This is a genomic window from Dellaglioa sp. CoH-56-MRSF-14 (genome assembly GCF_056782115.1).
On sequence record NZ_JBXAYB010000002.1, the window covers coordinates 59,488 to 76,721 of the forward strand.

Here is a 17,234-nt window from a genome sequence, read left to right on the forward strand (position 1 = left end):
GGTACTAAAGAAGTGAAAATTGTTGTTCAACGTGTTAAAAAGGCTAGTGTTTCGGTAAATGGTCAGGTATTAAATCAGATTAATGTAGGATATCTTTTATTGGTGGGATTTAAGACGGGTGATACATCTACTGAGATAGATTATATGGTAAAAAAAATCTCTAATTCCAGATTATTTGAAGATGATATGGGAAAAATGAATTTAAGTATTCAAGAAATAAATGGAGAAATTCTATCTGTTTCACAATTTACTTTGTACGCGTCAACAAAAAAAGGGAATAGACCAAGCTTTACAGATTCTGAAGAACCTAATTTAGCTGAGGAACATTATGATGAATTTAATCAAAAATTGGCTGAAATAGTAACTATTGTTAAACCAGGTCAATTTGGAGCAGATATGGATGTTGAACTTATAAATGATGGACCAGTAACAATTATTTTTGATACAGAGAAAAAATAAAGGATGTATTAGAATCAACTCTAATACATCTTTTTGGTGTAAAGAATATTTGGAGGGTATAAAATGATAAATAATTATTTTTGGGACTTTGATGGGACGCTTTTTGATACTTATCCTGAGATGGTTAAGGCATTTCAAGAAGCGTTACGTTTACAAAATGTAATTGCGACTAGAACAGAAATTTATAAAATTATGCGAGAAAAATCTGTTAGACAAGCAATTCAAATTTATCAAGAAACAAATTTGAATTTAGATGTTGAACAATTGAGGGTAAGCTATGATGATTTAGAAAGACAGAGTCAAAAAAATGCAAAATTATTTCCTGGTGCAAAAGAAGTTTGTAAATGGGTGGTTGATAATGGTGGACAAAACTTTTTATTAACCCATAGGGATCAAAGCGCAATTGATATGCTTAGGGAAACAAATATTATTCATTTGTTTTCAGATTTTGTTACTTCAGATCAAAAATTTCCAAGGAAACCTAATCCAGCGTCACTTAATTATCTTGCAGAAAAAAATGCAGTTGATTACCAGAAAGCAGCAATGATTGGTGATCGGGAGTTGGATATTGCTGCAGGGCATAATGCAGGTATGAAGGGATATTTATTTGATTTTGATCAAATGATTTCAACAGTTGAAAAACCAGATAAGCGTGTATTGAAATTAATTGATTTAATACAAAAATAAGACAATGATAGTTAAGCATTGTCTTATTTATTTTGGATATAATTTGTTAAACCTTCAACGACTGATTTTGCTGTTTTTTCTTGAAAGCTGCTACTTTGGATTAACTTAAAGTCATATTTTGTATTAATGTACCCTAATTCTAGTAAGACGGATGGTTGTGTATTATCTCTTAGAACAAGAAAATCGCCAAATTCCGTTCCACGATTATCAAGACCGGTATCGTTTAATTCGGCATTTATTGAATTTGCAAGTGCTAAATCAGCTGTCTTATTATAGTAGTAACTTGTTAAACCAGTTGCTTCATCATCATTAGGCGATGAATCAAAATGGAAACTAATAAATGCATCTGCATTATTTGATTCTGCAAGTTTAGCGCGTGGGGCTAAATCTACATACGAATCAGAGTCTCGTGTTAAAATCACATTGGCGCCACGTTTCTTAAGAAGATAAGCTACTTTTTTTACAATTTGAAGCGTGTAGATTTTTTCTTGTTTATCTTTGATTGAAAGTGCACCTGAATCGTTACCGCCATGTCCGGGATCTAAAACAATCGTTGCTTCAGATAATTTAGTCACTTTGGCATTTTTTTTAGAAAGAATCCAGTTTGCTACCCAACCTTTTTTAGTATTTGGCAAACTTACGTATGACCAATTATTTTTTTCTCGAATAATTGTAATACGCTCACCTTTCTTAAGAGTGTCTAACACTTTATTTGACGTACTTGGTCCGGTACGTACATTAATATTGTCAGATGTAACAACGGTTTCTTTTAAATAAGTTGTCGTTTTTACAATACCTAAACATAGGGTACAAAAAATGATGATTAATAAAATGACTCTTGGCCAGTTTATGCTGAATCCATGTTTTCTATTTGTTGACATTTATGTACTCCTTTAACTATAGATATTGAATCTAAATATTAGTATACCAAATATTTGTTCAATAGTAAGAATCAAATTTAATAATATTGTAAGTTAAGCTGTACTTGACTTTAGAGAGTTACTCGAGTAACTTTATAATTAATAAAATATTAAAACCGATGAAAAAGAAATTAGGTTAGTTAAATTGTATAGAGAGTGAATAATTTGCTGAAATATTCACCATTTTTGCTAACCGAAAGACACTTTTGAGGTGCGTGTGGTTAAATCACATGTCGTTTAAGTTGCGTTAAGCTATTAGTAAAAAATTAAGGTGGTACCGTGCAAAAGCACCCTTGTCGTATTTAGATGAGGGTGCTTTTTTGTATATAATGCCACAAATAGGAGGATTTATAATGAAATTTCAACGTCCCAAAGGAACAGCAGATATAATCCCAGCAGATTCAAAAAAATGGCAATATATTGAAGAAACCGCTAGAAATATATTCTCAAGTTACCAATATGATGAAATTAGAACACCACTTTTTGAACATTTTGAGGTTTTTTCAAGAACTTCAGGTGATACTTCTGATATTGTAACTAAAGAAATGTATGATTTTAAAGATAAAGGTGACCGCCATATAACACTTCGTCCTGAAGGAACAGCTGGAGTTGTTAGAGCGTATGTTGAAAATAAACTTTATGGCCCAGAAATTCAAAAGCCATTTAAAACGTATTATATTGGACCAATGTTTCGTTATGAAAGACCTCAATCTGGACGCTTACGTCAATTTCATCAAATTGGAGTTGAAGCCTTTGGGGTTGATAATCCAACACTTGATGTTGAAGTTATGGCAATGGCAATTGATTTCTTATCAAAATTTGGATTAACAAATTTAAAATTAGCTATTAATACTTTGGGAGATAATGATAGTCGTGATAATTATCGTGACGCATTAGTTGCATATTTACGTCCCTTCGCTGATCAATTAAGTGATGATTCAAAAGCACGTTTAGAAAAAAATCCACTACGCGTTTTGGATAGTAAAGATAAAGGTGATCAAGAAATTGTTAAAAATGCACCATCAATTCTAGATTACCTTAGTGAAGAGTCACAGGCTCATTTTAACCAAGTAAAAGTGTTACTTGATGCATTGGAAATTCCATATGAAGTTGATTCAACAATGGTTCGTGGACTTGATTATTATAACCATACCATTTTCGAAATTATGTCTGATTCAAAAGCATTTGGTGGGAAATTTACGACCATTTGTGCTGGTGGACGATATAATGGCCTTGTTGAGCAATTAGGTGGTCCTGAAACACCAGGGATTGGTTTTGGCTTGGGGATTGAAAGATTATTATTAGTTCTTGAAGCTGAAGATGCAAAATTACCCGTTGAACAAAGTTTAGATGTTTATGTTGTTGGTATTGGTGAAGAAACGAATACTGAAACACTAAAACTCGTGCAATCAATGCGTAAGGCAGGTTATTCAATTGAAAGAGATTATTTAAATCGTAAACCAAAAGGTCAATTTAAATCTGCTAATCGTATGAATGCTCATTTTGTTATGACTTTAGGTGAGAGCGAACTAGAAACACAAACTTTGAATTTTAAAAATATGAAAACAAGTCAAGAAATTATATTAAAATTAGAAGATGTATATACTGATTTTTCGAAAGTATATGAAAAGGCATTAAAATTAGAAATGGAGGCTGATGGAGAATGAAAAGAACAACATACAATGGTTTAGTTGATGAAACTTTTATTGGTCAAACAGTTACATTAAAGGGATGGGTACAAAAAAGACGCGATTTAGGAAATTTAATTTTTATTGATTTACGTGATCGTGAGGGCATTGTTCAACTGGTTTTTAGTCAAGAATTTGATTCCGAAGCTTTAAAGATTGCTGAAGAGTTACGTAATGAATTTGTTGTTGAGGTTGCAGGAAAAGTGACACAACGGGATGCTAAAGCAATCAACCCAAGAATGAAAACGGGTAAGATTGAAGTTGAAGTTCATAATGCAGTTATTTTGAATAAAGCAAAAACACCGCCATTTGAAATACAAGATGATATTAATGTTGTAGATGATACAAGATTAAAATATCGTTATTTAGACTTACGTCGTCCTGAAATGCAAAAATCATTAATGATTCGTAGCCGTATTACACAATCTGTTCACAGCTACTTAGATAATCAAAATTTTATTGATATTGAAACACCATATTTAACAAAATCAACACCTGAAGGGGCTCGTGACTATCTTGTACCTTCCCGTGTCTATCCTGGGCATTTTTATGCATTACCACAATCACCTCAATTATTTAAGCAATTATTGATGAATGCCGGATTTGATCGTTACTACCAAATTGCTCGTTGTTTTAGAGACGAAGATTTGCGTGGTGACCGTCAACCTGAATTTACGCAAATAGATTTAGAAACATCATTTATGTCTGCTGAAGAAATTCAAGATTTAACAGAAGGTTTATTAAAACGTGTAATGAAAGATACTTTAAATATTGACCTCGAATTACCATTACAACGTATGACTTGGAATGAATCAATGGCAAGATATGGTTCTGAAAAACCGGATATTAGATTTGATATGGAATTAAAAGATATGTCTGCTGCAGTTAAAGATATTGATTTTAAAGTATTTACTAATACTTTAAACAATGGTGGACTTGTTAATGCTATTGCGATTCCTGGTGGTGCCGATAAGTATTCACGCAAAGCGATTGATGCTAAAACGGCTTATATTGAACGTTTTGGTGCTAAAGGGTTAGCTTGGGTAAAAGTAACTGAAGAAGGATTTAGTGGCCCAATTGCTAAATTTTTAAATGACCATGTTGATGCAATTAAAGAAGCTGCTGGTGCAAATGTCGGAGATTTAATTTTGTTTGTTGCTGACAAAGCAAGTGTTGTTCGTGCATCATTAGGTTACTTACGTAATGATATTGCCAAAGAGATGGATATGATTGATGAAAATAGATTCGCCTTCCTTTGGGTTGTTGATTGGCCATTATTTGAATACAGTGAAGACTTTGACAAATTTATTGCTGCGCATCATCCTTTTACTATGCCAAATGAAGAAGATATTCATTTACTTGATGAAAATCCACATGAAGCACATGCACAAAGTTATGATATTATTTTGAATGGTTATGAATTGGGTGGTGGGTCAATCCGTATTCATAAACGCGATATTCAAGAAAAAATGTTTAAGGCTTTAGGATTTACTAAAGAAAGTGCGGAAGAACAATTTGGATTTTTCCTAGATGCACTTGATTATGGATTCCCACCACATGGTGGATTGGCTATTGGGTTAGACAGATTTGCTATGTTATTGGCAAAGAAAGATAACATTCGCGAAGTTATCGCGTTCCCTAAAAATTCAAAAGCATCAGAGCCATTGACGAATGCGCCTAGTCTAGTTGCAAGTAAGCAATTAGATGAATTATCGTTAAAAGTTGAAGAAAATAAATTAAAATAGACGTTTAAAAGACTAATGATTAAACTCATTAGTCTTTTTTAGGCATAAAAATATCAATATTATGTTAAGTGATTTATTATTATCATATATTAAGAGGGGGAATGATGATAATGAGTGAAAAAGCAATATTCGCTGGTGGTTGTTTTTGGTGCATGGTTGAACCGTTTGAAGAACAAGCAGGAATTTTAAATGTCGTATCTGGATATACAGGAGGACACACTAAAAATCCAACATATGAAGATGTTGTATCTGAAACAACGGGGCATACTGAGGCAGTTGAGATAACATTTGACCCTAAAAAAATTAATTACGCTCAGCTTGTTGAGATATATTGGCAACAAACAGATCCAACTGATGCGATGGGGCAATTTCAAGATAGGGGTAGTTCATATCGCCCAGTGATTTATACACTAAATGATGAGCAAAGAAAAATTGCGGAAACTTCAAGACAACTATTGATTGATAGTCATAGATTCAAAGAACCAATTGTTACAACTATAGAAGATGCAGGTCCATTTTATGCTGCTGAGGATTATCATCAAGAGTTTTATAAAAAGAATCCAAGAAGATTTGCTATGGAAGAAAACGGTGGACGGAATCAATTTAAACAATCTGTCTGGAAATCTAAATAAGTTAAAAGAGTCTTTTCGAATGAATTTTGAAAAGACTCTTTTTGTATAGATTAAGATTTACTTGATAAGTAAATGTCTAACTGTATCTGACCGTAATGAATGGTATAATATTCGTAACTTGTTAAAATGAAATGTGAGGTTTTTTGATCATGGACGATCTGCAACAAATTTTTAAGAAACATTCATACGCGGCCAAAGCTTCAACAGCATTTATATATGCGATATTAGTTTCGGTTGCGATGAACTTTTTTTGGACACCAGGAAAAATATATGCCTCTGGTATTACGGGGTTAGCGCAATTAGTAGCAACCCTCCTTAGTCGATATGCACCATTTCAAATATCGACTGCGTTACTCTTATTTCTTTTAAATGTACCAATGTTCATTTTGGCTTGGAATAAAATTGGTCACCGTTTTACTGTGTTTACTTTTCTAGCAGTTGTATTTTCAAGTATTATGATCAAAGCAATTACGCCAGTAACGTTAACAACGGATCCTATTATTTGCGCGATATTTGGTGGAGCTGTTAATGGATTTGGTACTGGATTAGCGCTTAGAAATGGAATTTCAACTGGTGGATTAGATATTATTGGCTTAACAATTAAAAAGAAAACAGGTAAAAGTATTGGAACTATTAATATTATTTTTAATGCTTTTATTGTTCTAGCAGCCGGTTTTATTTATGGTTGGCCATATGCTTTTTATTCTGCATTGGGATTATTTGTTAATGCTAGAGTCATGGATATGGTTTATACAAGACAACAAAAAATGCAAGTTATGATTGTGACGAGTCGTCCTAAGAGTGTGATTGATTCAATACAAAATCATATGCGTCGTGGAATCACAATTGTTAACGATGTTGAGGGTGCTTATCATCATGATGATAAGACACTTTTAATTACCGTTATTTCGAGATATGAACAAAATGAATTACATGATGCAATGGAAGAGTCAGACCCGGTCGCATTTGTTAGTATCTCAGAAAACGTTCAGATATGGGGACGTTTTTATGAGCAAGCATTATAAATAAAACTAAAGGATTAATAAGTTATGCAAATTAAAAAGATAATCTACTTATTTCTCATCAGACTATTTTCGTTACTGAATTTCTCTAAAAAAAGTACTAATATCAGCTATTTAATGAGTTTCGGTGGTAATAGTGACTTCATTCGGAAATTAAATCAAAGATGTTTAGATAATAATCAACATTTAATCATTTTTTATCGACCTTCTATGAAGTTAGAAATTAAGAATATCGAAGACTTAAATATTGAAACCAAAATATTTACTGAAAATATTTCTTTCGTATTAAATTTAATCCCTCTGATTTCTAAGAGTAACTTAATTTTTGTCGATAATTATTTTGCTTTTTTAGCCACAATGCATACAAAAAAAACAACCAAAATTGTTCAACTTTGGCATGCAAATGGGGCAATTAAATCGTTTGGTTGGGATGAGCCTAAGACAGCTGATCGATCAGCTGAAGATAAAAAACGATTTCAATCTGTCTATAATCAATTTGATGATTTTATTGTAGCGTCAGCTAAAATGGGGTCAGTATTTAAGAAAAGTTATCATGTTTCTGATAATCACATTTTAGAACTTGGATACCCTGCTACAGATAAATTTAAAGATAGCAATTGGATAAAATTAACAAAAAAAAATATTTTTAGTAGCCACCCAGACTTAATTAAGAAAAAAATCATTTTATACGCACCAACATATAGAGAAGATATAAATGGGGAAGTTATATTAGAAATACCAGATGATTTTTCTAATATTCAAGAATTATTAAATGATGAAACTAAGTTAATTATTAAATTACATCCGCATTTAAAGGACAAAGAGCTTGCCTTTAAAAAATTATTATCTAAGAATAATGATATTTTATGGGTGGATGAATACACAACTGGAGAATTGTTGGTCATCACAAATTGTTTAATTACAGATTATTCATCGGTTATTTTTGATTTCAGTTTATTGCCAAACGCTGAACGAGTTTTATTCTATTGTTTTGATTTAAAGAATTATGAAAGTAGTATTGGGATTCAATCGGATTTTAATAACTGGGTACCAGGACCGATTGTGCAAACAATGAGTGAACTAGTTGCTACTTATAAAGAATTCAAAAATAGTGATAGACAATTAGCAACATTTAATTTATTATGGAATACATCTAATGATGGGCATGCGACAGAGCGTGTTCTAGATTATTATTTTACTTAAATAAGGAGCGTCAATACATTGAAAAAAGTTATTTCAATTATAAAAGAACAATTTGAAAATTTACCAATTATATTTCGAGTTTCAAAATATGAAGATCGAGCAAGTTACCAAAGTCATTATTTAGGAATTGCATGGGAGTTTTTAAACCCAATGATTCAAATTGGTATTTACTATCTTGTTTTCGGTGTTGCCTTGCACGCTGGACAACAGATAGATGGGGTTAATTATTTTGCTTGGATGATGGTGGGTATCGCCCCATGGTTGTTTATGAATTCTAGTGTACTTGGTATGTCTCGTAGTGTTTATGAAAAAGTTGGATTAGTTGCTAAAATGAAATTTCCAGTTAGCGTACTACCAACAATTCGTATGGTCAGTCAAATGACTGCGTATTGGGTTATGTTCGGTTTTAGTATTATTGTTTTATTATTATCAGGTGTAACGCCCACTTTGTATTGGTTACAGTACATTTATTATTTTATCTGTATGATTGCATTTTTATTTGCTTTCGGTATTTTTAATTCAACCATCTCAATTTTAGCTCGTGATTACTATATAGCACTCCAATCGATTATGAGGGTTTTATTTTACATGTCAGGTATTTTATTCAATTTAAATTCTGGTAGTTTTCCTAAAGTTTTTGTTAGAATTCTACAAATAAATCCGTTTAACTATTTAGTCGCAGGGTTTAGAGAAACTTTCTTGAGCGAAGGTTGGTTTTTTAATAATCCAACACAACTATTACTATTTTGGTCAATCACATTAATGTTCCTCTTAATAGGATCACATTTACACTATAAATTTAGAGCTCATTTTGTTGATTTAATTTAAATATAAAAGATTTAGAAAACTTCCTGTCAGGTGAGTATTCTAAATCTTTTTTTATAATCAATGTTATAATACAATCAAGTTAAAATGCGAAAAGGGGTAAGGATAATGTTGATAGGATCACATGTTAGTATGAAGGGAAAAGATATGTTACTTGGTTCCGCCGAAGAGGCTTCGAATAATGGAGCAAGTACATTTATGATTTATACGGGAGCACCTCAAAATACAAGGCGAAAAGATATTTCAGAGATGAATATTCCAAAAGGTAAAGCCTTTATGGTGGAACATGGATTAAGTGATATAGTTGTTCATGCCCCTTATATTATCAATTTAGGAAATACAGTTAAACCAGAGAATTTTACATTTGCAATCAATTTTTTGAAAGCTGAAATAGATAGGGCCGAAGCATTAGGTGCTACTCAAATGACTCTCCATCCTGGTGCTCATGTAGGTGCGGGAGATGAAGCTGCAATTAAACATATCATTGAAGGATTAAACGAAGTTTTGACTTCAGACCAAAAAATTCAAATTGCTATTGAAACAATGGCGGGCAAGGGTACAGAGGTTGGACGAACATTTGAACAGATTGCACAAATGATTGATGGTGTGAAGTTGAATGATAAATTATCTGTTACGTTTGATACATGTCATACTAGTGATGCTGGATATAATATTAAAGATGACTTTGAATCTGTTATAGAAAAGTTTGATGATATTATTGGAATTGATCGATTGAAAGTCTTTCATATTAACGATTCAAAAAATGTTCAAGGAAGTCATAAAGATAGACATGCTAATATTGGCTTTGGTGAAATTGGGTTTGATGCATTAAATAGTATTGTACATGACGAAAGATTTAGTAAGGTACCTAAAATATTAGAAACACCATATGTAGGTGTAGATAAAAAAAATCAACAATCACCATATCAAAAAGAAATTTTGATGTTTAAAGAAAATACCTTTAATCCTAATCTATTAACGGAACTTGGGTTAAATTAAAGCTGTTTATTGATTTAGATCAATTGATTTATGCTTAATTTGTTAAAAAAAAGTATATTTTTTGTATTATCTCAAATATTTTATAAAAGATTTATTGACGGCGATAAAGACTTTAGTTATAATGAACAAGGACAGTTCGACGATGCAACTTAATGCATAAAAAGACGGTTACATTCAAGCTCGGAGGGAGGGATATCTATGTCAAAGACAGTCGTACGTAAAAACGAATCTCTCGATGATGCTCTTCGTCGCTTTAAACGTTCCGTTTCTAAAACAGGTACATTACAAGAATACCGTAAACGCGAATTCTATGAAAAGCCAAGTGTGAAACGTAAGAAGAAATCCGAAGCAGCAAGAAAGCGTAAAACAACTAAGAAACGCTTCTAGTCTAGGGAGGAATCACGTTGAGTCTATTAGAAACACTTAATAACGATTTAAAACAAGCGATGAAAGCAAAAGACAAACAAACTTTAAGTACTGTAAGAATGCTTAAAGCAGCTGTTACAAACGAAGAAATTAAAGCAGGTCATGATTTATCAGTTGATGATGAAACTGTTTTATTGGCTCGCGAGTTAAAACAACGCAAAGAATCTTATGCAGAATTCAAAGATGCCGGTCGAGATGATCTTTTAGAAAATCTTGATATGGAAATAAAAATTGTCGAAAAATATTTACCTGAACAATTATCAGCTGAAGAAGTTACTGATGTCGTGAAAGAAGTTATTTCACAAGTTGGTGCAACATCAAAAGCTGATTTTGGAAAAGTCATGGGTGCGGTTATTCCTAAACTTAAGGGACGCGCTGATGGTAAGGTTATAAGTGAGACAGTTAAATCATTATTAAATTAGCGAAAAAGGAATTACAATTCAACTTGAATTGTAGTTCCTTTTTTTTTATGCTATTATTTGAGTTGAGTAACTTTGGGACATATAAAACGAATTTAAAGAGGGTTATTATGGATTTAGAAATTTTTGACCACACTAAGGCAGAACCAGAAAAAAATATAACATTAATTAAAGAAATTCTTAATTTTGCGGGTAAGAAAATAAAATTACCTGATGAAACAGAAATGTCAGTTACTTTAATGAATAATGAAGAAATTCACAAAATTAATCGTGAATATCGAAATGTAGATAGACCAACTGACGTCATCAGCTTCGCAATCGAAGAAGATGGAGATGATATGCCAATTATTTTTCCTGATGATGAAGGTATGGATATGCCTGAAATTGCTAAAAATATCGGTGATATCATGATTTCAACTGAAAAAGTTGCTGAACAAGCAGTTGATTATGGTCATTCTTATGAACGTGAATTGGGATTTTTGACAGTCCATGGGTTCTTACACCTAAATGGTTACGATCATATGGAACCTGAAGATGAAAAAGAAATGTTTGGATTACAAACAGAGATATTAGATGCTTATGGCCTTAAACGATAAGCGCCAAGTTAAAAAAAATCGAACATTTTTGTTGTCACTAGGACATTCTCTAGATGGCCTTGTTACGGTTTTTAAAGAAGAAAGAAATATGAAAAAACATGTAGCCATGATGATACTAGTATCTATTTGTGCGGCAATTTTTCAAATTTCTGAAACAGAGTGGCTATGGCTAGCTCTTAGCATTAGTATGGTTATTATTAATGAAGTTTGGAACACAGTTATAGAGAATCTGGTTGATCTGACAACTGGTCATAAATATAATGAGATTGCAAAAAAAGTTAAAGATATGTCAGCTGCTGCTGTCTTACTTTCGGCACTATTTGCGATGATTGTTGGATGTCTTATTTTTATCCCACAACTGTTAGAATTAGTTTTTGATTAGTCAATTATAATAAAAGGTACATAAATAAGAGGAGAATTAATTAATGCAAAATAAAAAGTTTCATTCAGGATTTGTGGCAATTTTAGGACGACCAAATGTTGGAAAATCAACATTTTTAAACAATGTTATGGGTCAAAAAATTGCTATTATGAGTGATAAGGCACAAACGACCAGAAATAAAATTCAAGGTATTTATACAACAGATGATGCACAAATTGTCTTTATTGATACACCTGGTGTTCATAAACCAAAGAGTCGTTTAGGTGATTTTATGGTCAAATCAGCACTTTCAACACTTGGTGAAGTTGATGCTATTTTATTTATGGTTAATGCAACAGAAAAACGTGGACCAGGAGATAATTTTATTATTGATCGATTAAAAGATACTAAGAAACCAATTTATTTGGTTATTAATAAAATTGACCAAATTCACCCTGATGAAATATTAGCTATTGTGGAAACGTATCGAGAATCTTTGGACTATAAAGAAGTTTTCCCAATTTCAGCACTTAAAGGAAATAACGTCGATGAGCTTGTTGATTCATTAATTAGTGAATTACCTGAAGGACCCCAGTTTTACCCAGAAGATCAAATTACAGATCATCCAGAACGTTTTGTTATGGGTGAACTAATTCGTGAAAAAGTTTTACAATTAACACGAGAAGAAGTTCCTCACTCAGTTGCCGTTTTGGTTGAAGATATAAAAAAAGAGGACGAAGAAAAATTGCACATTTCTGCAACAATTATCGTTGAACGTCCAACGCAAAAAGGTATTATTATTGGTAAAGGTGGTAAAATGTTAAAAGATATCGGTGTTAAAGCTAGAAAAGATATCGAAACGATGCTTGGTGATCGCGTTTATTTGGAACTTTGGGTTAAAGTTCAAAAAAATTGGCGAGATAAACAGACTGATTTAAAAGCATTTGGTTACCGTGAAGATGACTATTAAGAAGTAACTAATGATCGGAACAAGATAATTTTTGTTCCGATTTTTATTTGCTCATGGAAAGGGGATGCATAGTATCGTTCAGAATAATGCAGATTTTGAAGGGATTTTACTTTATCGTAAAGAATATAAAGAACGTGATCTTTTAGTGAAATTTTTAACCGATCGTTATGGTAAAAAAATGTTTTTTATTAAAGGTGCTAGAAAACGAGGATTCAAATTATCTGCTGCTTTACTACCATTTACAATCGGAACTTACAGTGGGAGTATAAATGACAACGGATTATCATTTATTAATACTGCTAAAGAGTTTGAACAATTTCAAACGATTTCACAGGATATAATCAGTAATGCTTATACCATTTATATTTTTAGTTTAATTGATGCTGCATTCAAAGATAACGAACCCATCTCTGTTTGGTACCGAAAAGTTGTGACAGCAATTCGATTGATTAACGAAGAATTTGATCCAGAAATTATTACAAATATTATTGAAATTCAGCTATTAACAGTTTTTGGTGTACAGCCTCAATTGCAGGTCTGTGCAGTTGGTGGCGAAACGCAGGGAGAATTTGATTATTCAGAATCTTACGGTGGGCTACTGTGTTCTAAACATTGGTATCTTGATAATAATCGACTTCATGCTACTCAAAAAACAATTTTTTATTTGAGACAATTTTCTGTAGTGAATCTTGATAAATTAAATTCAATCAAGGTTGCTGAGAGTACCAAAAAGGAATTACGTCGTATTATTGATGTTATTTATGATAATAGTGTTGGATTAAATTTGAAAAGTAAAAAATTTATCGATGGAATCAGTTCTTGGCCAGTCTCATTAAAGAAAAATACTGAAATATAATTGACAAATACTTATTTCTAAACTATGATTATAGAGAAATAAATAGCGGGATTATGATGAAAAAGGGTAAGAATAGTTATTAAAGCGAACTTAGGATTAGTGCAAGCTAAGTAATTAATTATTTTTATTGGCATTTTCGGAGTCCTTTGTTAATGAAGCTGCTGGTTGAATTGAACCAGAAGTAGGGTGGAACCGCGATATTAAAATCGTCCCTATGTGGTCTATAAGACTGCATAGGTTTTTTTGTGCTTAAAAATAAGGAGGAATACTATGTCAAAAAAGTTAGCTGTTCAAGATATTATTATGACATTACAAAAATTCTGGGCTGATCAGGGTTGTATGTTAATGGAGGCTTATGATACAGAAAAAGGTGCTGGAACTATGAGCCCTTACACATTTTTACGTGCAATTGGACCAGAACCATGGAATGCTGCATACGTTGAACCTTCAAGACGTCCTGCAGATGGTCGTTATGGCGAAAATCCCAATCGTTTGTACCAACATCATCAATTTCAAGTTGTGATGAAACCATCTCCTGCAAATATTCAAGATTTATATTTGGATAGTTTGCGTGCATTAGGTATTGATCCAGCTGAACATGATATTCGATTTGTTGAAGACAACTGGGAAAACCCATCAATGGGTTGTGCTGGTGTTGGCTGGGAAGTTTGGCTTGATGGTATGGAAGTTACACAATTTACTTATTTCCAACAGGTTGGTGGATTAGAGGTACATCCCGTCACTAGTGAAGTTACTTATGGTTTAGAGCGCCTTTCTTCATATATTCAAGATGTTGAGAGTGTTTATGATCTTGAATGGGCTGATGGGGTCATGTACGGCGACATATTTAAAGAACCAGAATATGAAAATTCTAAATATTCATTTGAAGAAAGCAATCAAGAAATGTTATTTAATTTGTTTGATGTATATGAAACAGAAGCCAAAAAACAGATTGCCAATGGGTTAGTTCATCCGGCATACGATTATGTTTTAAAATGTAGTCATACATTTAATTTATTAGATGCTCGAGGAGCCGTTTCTGTTACTGAACGTGCTGGATATTTAGCAAGAATTAGAAATATGGCTAAATCAATTGCTAAAGTTTTCGTACAGGAGCGTAAAAAATTAGGCTACCCATTACTAAAAGATGAAAAACTTCGTAGTAAATTATTAAAGGAGGATAAATAAGATGACACATTCCTTTTTATTAGAAATTGGGTTAGAAGAAATTCCTGCTCATGTTGTTACACCTAGCCAAAATCAATTGGCTAAACGTGTAGGTGACTTTTTAACAGAGCAACGGTTATCATTTGACGAAATAAAGGCATTCTCAACACCCAGACGTTTAGCTGTTGAAGTGACTGGTTTGGCTGATAAACAAGCAGATATTCAAGAAGAAGCTAAAGGACCTGCAAAGAAAATTGCCATGGATGATGAAGGAAATTGGTCTAATGCTGCAAAAGGCTTTGTCCGTGGACAAGGAGTAACAACAGACGATATAACGTTTAAAGAATTAAAAGGCGTTGAGTATGTCTATGTAAATAAATTTATCGCTGGTAAATCTGCCAAAGATATTTTGGTTCAGATTAAAGATGTGATTGAAGCGATGACATTCCCAACAATGATGCACTGGGCAAATTATGACTTTAAATATGTTAGACCAATTCGTTGGATAGTTGCGTTACTTGATAGTGACGTTATTCCATTCAGTATTTTAAATATTAAATCTGGCCGCCAAACGCAAGGCCATCGTTTTTTAGGAGAAGCTGTAGATTTAGCCTCAGTAACAGAGTATGTTAAAAAATTAGAAGAACAATATGTAATCGTTGATTCTAATAGACGAAAAGAAATGATTAGAACACAAATTACTAATCTTGAAAATAATCAAGACTGGCATATTATTCTTGATGAGGATCTTTTGGAAGAAGTTAACAATTTAGTTGAATATCCAACAGTATTTTCTGGTCATTTTGATAAGAAATATTTAGATATTCCTGATGTTGTTCTAATGACTTCAATGAAAGACCATCAAAGATTCTTTTATGTGCGTGGCCAAAACGATGAAATCTTACCAATGTTCGTCTCAGTTCGTAATGGGACAGAAGCTAACATTGCTAACGTCGAAGCAGGCAATGAAAAGGTTCTTACAGCACGATTGGAAGATGCTGCATTTTTCTACCAAGAAGATCAAAAACAAACGATTAATGATTATGTAGAGCGATTAAAAAATGTCACATTCCATGATAAAATTGGATCAATGTCTGAAAAAATGGAACGTGTTCAATTAATGGCACAAATCATTGGTAAACGCCTTGGCTTAAATGACCATGAATTATCTCTTTTACAAAGAACAAGTGAAATTTATAAATTTGATTTGGTAACAGGGATGGTTGGAGAATTTTCTGAACTTCAAGGAATTATGGGTGAGAAATATGCCTTGCTAATGGGCGAAAATCCAACTGTTGCACAAGCAATTTCTGAACACTATATGCCAATTAGTGCTGATGGCGAACTACCTAAATCAAAAATTGGTGCAGTTTTAGCAATTGCTGATAAGTTGGACAGCATGTCAAGTTTCTTCTCAGTTGGATTAATTCCAACTGGATCAAATGATCCCTATGCACTTCGTCGTCAAGCGTTTGGGATAGTTAGAATTGTTGAAGATCGTCAGTGGCATTTTTCACCACTTGAGGTACTGAACGATATTAAGGAATTGGCAACGATACATCCAGATTTATTTACCAAGATGACTGTTGGCGAAAATGATAAAGATATTTTAAGTTTTGTTAATGATCGTATGAAGCAATGGCTTTCAAATAAAAACGTCAGTTATGATGTAATTGAAAGTGTTGTTGAAAGTACAGATGCAGATTTATTAGTTATGTCAGAGGCCGCTGTAACCTTAGAAAATCATAAAAATGATAAGGATTTCAAGGAGACCGTTGAAGCAATCAATCGTGTATTAAAGCTAGCAGATAAAAATGAGGCAACTAATCTAGTTGTTGAACAAGTATTATTAGATAATACTGCTGAAAAAGATTTATTTGAACGAGTTGAAATAATCCAAAGTCAGTTGGCAGATTTAACGTCAGAGAAGTTATATACTACATTAAGCGAGATTCGTCCGCTAATTGAAAATTATTTTGACCAGACAATGGTTATGGTTGATGATACAAAAATTAAAAATAATCGCTTAAATCAATTGAGTTTAATTGCTAAGATGAGTTCAAAATTAGGTAATTTAAGTAAATTAAATATTAAGTAATATAAAAATGAGAATTTATCTGTGAAGATAAATTCCTTTTTTGTTTGGTAATAGAATCAGAATAGTCATATTTGACAAAAGTGTCTATTACTTGAAGCTAATAATTGTATTTATGTCAAATAAATGCTATTATTATGGGTACTCAAAATATAGGTAACTTC

At 32.5% G+C, this 17,234-nt stretch carries 18 protein-coding genes and 1 other annotated feature; of the genes, 17 read left to right on the forward strand and 1 reads right to left on the reverse strand.

Annotated elements, in window-relative coordinates; translation table 11 throughout:
* The first annotated feature begins 12 nt into the window (after positions 1–12).
* Positions 13–459: a D-aminoacyl-tRNA deacylase gene (gene dtd / locus AC1RPX_RS02095; protein WP_481761364.1), complete on the forward strand. Its 447-nt coding sequence runs from the start codon at positions 13–15 to the stop codon at positions 457–459.
* 63 nt (positions 460–522) lie between these two features.
* The gene (locus AC1RPX_RS02100; RefSeq protein WP_481761363.1) at positions 523–1,146 is read left to right on the forward strand and encodes an HAD-IA family hydrolase; all 624 of its coding nucleotides are present in this window, start codon (positions 523–525) and stop codon (positions 1,144–1,146) included.
* A 23-nt stretch (positions 1,147–1,169) separates the two neighbouring features.
* On the opposite strand, the gene AC1RPX_RS02105 is transcribed toward AC1RPX_RS02100, so the two are convergent.
* Positions 1,170–2,027 (reverse strand): N-acetylmuramoyl-L-alanine amidase family protein, encoded by an 858-nt coding sequence (locus tag AC1RPX_RS02105; RefSeq protein ID WP_481761362.1) that lies wholly within the window; start codon positions 2,025–2,027, stop codon positions 1,170–1,172.
* A 149-nt stretch (positions 2,028–2,176) separates the two neighbouring features.
* Positions 2,177–2,364 (forward strand) — a binding site (T-box leader).
* 55 nt (positions 2,365–2,419) lie between these two features.
* Between AC1RPX_RS02105 and hisS the strand changes: the two genes are divergently transcribed.
* The 15 genes from hisS to glyS all read left to right on the forward strand — a co-directional run bounded on the left by hisS (position 2,420) and on the right by glyS (position 17,073).
* Positions 2,420–3,733, forward strand: coding sequence for a histidine--tRNA ligase (gene hisS, locus AC1RPX_RS02110; protein WP_481761361.1), 1,314 nt, complete (start codon positions 2,420–2,422; stop codon positions 3,731–3,733).
* Entirely contained in the window at positions 3,730–5,499 is a 1,770-nt protein-coding gene (gene aspS / locus AC1RPX_RS02115) for an aspartate--tRNA ligase (protein WP_481761360.1), read from the forward strand. The genes hisS and aspS overlap by 4 nt, the downstream gene beginning before the upstream one ends.
* A 110-nt stretch (positions 5,500–5,609) precedes the next feature.
* A complete protein-coding gene (msrA, locus tag AC1RPX_RS02120) occupies positions 5,610–6,131 on the forward strand; it encodes a peptide-methionine (S)-S-oxide reductase MsrA (RefSeq protein ID WP_409022479.1) in 522 nt (173 codons plus the stop codon).
* 149 nt (positions 6,132–6,280) lie between these two features.
* Positions 6,281–7,156: a YitT family protein gene (locus tag AC1RPX_RS02125; RefSeq protein WP_409022480.1), complete on the forward strand. Its 876-nt coding sequence runs from the start codon at positions 6,281–6,283 to the stop codon at positions 7,154–7,156.
* A 24-nt stretch (positions 7,157–7,180) separates the two neighbouring features.
* Positions 7,181–8,356 (forward strand): CDP-glycerol glycerophosphotransferase family protein, encoded by a 1,176-nt coding sequence (locus tag AC1RPX_RS02130; protein ID WP_481762404.1) that lies wholly within the window; start codon positions 7,181–7,183, stop codon positions 8,354–8,356.
* Positions 8,357–8,374: 18 nt separating this feature from the next.
* A complete protein-coding gene (locus tag AC1RPX_RS02135; RefSeq protein WP_409022482.1) occupies positions 8,375–9,184 on the forward strand; it encodes an ABC transporter permease in 810 nt (269 codons plus the stop codon).
* 105 nt (positions 9,185–9,289) lie between these two features.
* Entirely contained in the window at positions 9,290–10,180 is an 891-nt protein-coding gene (locus AC1RPX_RS02140; RefSeq protein WP_409022483.1) for a deoxyribonuclease IV, read from the forward strand.
* A gap of 198 nt (positions 10,181–10,378) precedes the next feature.
* Complete coding sequence (gene rpsU, locus AC1RPX_RS02145; RefSeq protein ID WP_057973588.1) at positions 10,379–10,567, forward strand: 30S ribosomal protein S21; 189 nt, start codon at positions 10,379–10,381, stop codon at positions 10,565–10,567.
* Between the two features lie 17 nt (positions 10,568–10,584).
* The gene (locus AC1RPX_RS02150) at positions 10,585–11,028 is read left to right on the forward strand and encodes a GatB/YqeY domain-containing protein (RefSeq protein ID WP_409022484.1); all 444 of its coding nucleotides are present in this window, start codon (positions 10,585–10,587) and stop codon (positions 11,026–11,028) included.
* A gap of 107 nt (positions 11,029–11,135) precedes the next feature.
* Positions 11,136–11,621: an rRNA maturation RNase YbeY gene (ybeY, locus tag AC1RPX_RS02155; RefSeq protein ID WP_409022485.1), complete on the forward strand. Its 486-nt coding sequence runs from the start codon at positions 11,136–11,138 to the stop codon at positions 11,619–11,621.
* A complete protein-coding gene (locus tag AC1RPX_RS02160) occupies positions 11,599–12,003 on the forward strand; it encodes a diacylglycerol kinase family protein (protein ID WP_409022486.1) in 405 nt (134 codons plus the stop codon). Before ybeY ends, AC1RPX_RS02160 begins: the two co-directional genes overlap by 23 nt.
* Before the next feature lie 43 nt (positions 12,004–12,046).
* Complete coding sequence (era, locus tag AC1RPX_RS02165; RefSeq protein WP_409022487.1) at positions 12,047–12,952, forward strand: GTPase Era; 906 nt, start codon at positions 12,047–12,049, stop codon at positions 12,950–12,952.
* 64 nt (positions 12,953–13,016) lie between these two features.
* Positions 13,017–13,808 carry a DNA repair protein RecO gene (recO, locus tag AC1RPX_RS02170; protein ID WP_481761411.1) on the forward strand — a complete coding sequence of 264 codons (792 nt, stop codon included), beginning with the start codon at positions 13,017–13,019 and terminating at the stop codon, positions 13,806–13,808.
* Between the two features lie 270 nt (positions 13,809–14,078).
* Positions 14,079–14,996, forward strand: a complete 918-nt coding sequence (gene glyQ / locus AC1RPX_RS02175; RefSeq protein WP_409022489.1) for a glycine--tRNA ligase subunit alpha — start codon at positions 14,079–14,081, stop codon at positions 14,994–14,996.
* Between the two features lies 1 nt (position 14,997).
* Complete coding sequence (gene glyS, locus AC1RPX_RS02180) at positions 14,998–17,073, forward strand: glycine--tRNA ligase subunit beta (protein WP_481761358.1); 2,076 nt, start codon at positions 14,998–15,000, stop codon at positions 17,071–17,073.
* The last annotated feature ends 161 nt before the right edge of the window (positions 17,074–17,234 follow it).

Coding starts and splice junctions, on each gene's coding strand:
- AC1RPX_RS02100 (WP_481761363.1), top strand. CDS start 523: ATGATAAATAATTATTTTTGGGACTTTGATGGGACGCTTTTTGATACT.
- AC1RPX_RS02105 (WP_481761362.1), bottom strand. CDS start 2,027: ATGTCAACAAATAGAAAACATGGATTCAGCATAAACTGGCCAAGAGTC.
- hisS (WP_481761361.1), top strand. CDS start 2,420: ATGAAATTTCAACGTCCCAAAGGAACAGCAGATATAATCCCAGCAGAT.
- aspS (WP_481761360.1), top strand. CDS start 3,730: ATGAAAAGAACAACATACAATGGTTTAGTTGATGAAACTTTTATTGGT.
- msrA (WP_409022479.1), top strand. CDS start 5,610: ATGAGTGAAAAAGCAATATTCGCTGGTGGTTGTTTTTGGTGCATGGTT.
- AC1RPX_RS02125 (WP_409022480.1), top strand. CDS start 6,281: ATGGACGATCTGCAACAAATTTTTAAGAAACATTCATACGCGGCCAAA.
- AC1RPX_RS02130 (WP_481762404.1), top strand. CDS start 7,181: ATGCAAATTAAAAAGATAATCTACTTATTTCTCATCAGACTATTTTCG.
- AC1RPX_RS02140 (WP_409022483.1), top strand. CDS start 9,290: ATGTTGATAGGATCACATGTTAGTATGAAGGGAAAAGATATGTTACTT.
- rpsU (WP_057973588.1), top strand. CDS start 10,379: ATGTCAAAGACAGTCGTACGTAAAAACGAATCTCTCGATGATGCTCTT.
- ybeY (WP_409022485.1), top strand. CDS start 11,136: ATGGATTTAGAAATTTTTGACCACACTAAGGCAGAACCAGAAAAAAAT.
- AC1RPX_RS02160 (WP_409022486.1), top strand. CDS start 11,599: ATGCTTATGGCCTTAAACGATAAGCGCCAAGTTAAAAAAAATCGAACA.
- era (WP_409022487.1), top strand. CDS start 12,047: ATGCAAAATAAAAAGTTTCATTCAGGATTTGTGGCAATTTTAGGACGA.
- recO (WP_481761411.1), top strand. CDS start 13,017: ATGCATAGTATCGTTCAGAATAATGCAGATTTTGAAGGGATTTTACTT.
- glyQ (WP_409022489.1), top strand. CDS start 14,079: ATGTCAAAAAAGTTAGCTGTTCAAGATATTATTATGACATTACAAAAA.
- glyS (WP_481761358.1), top strand. CDS start 14,998: ATGACACATTCCTTTTTATTAGAAATTGGGTTAGAAGAAATTCCTGCT.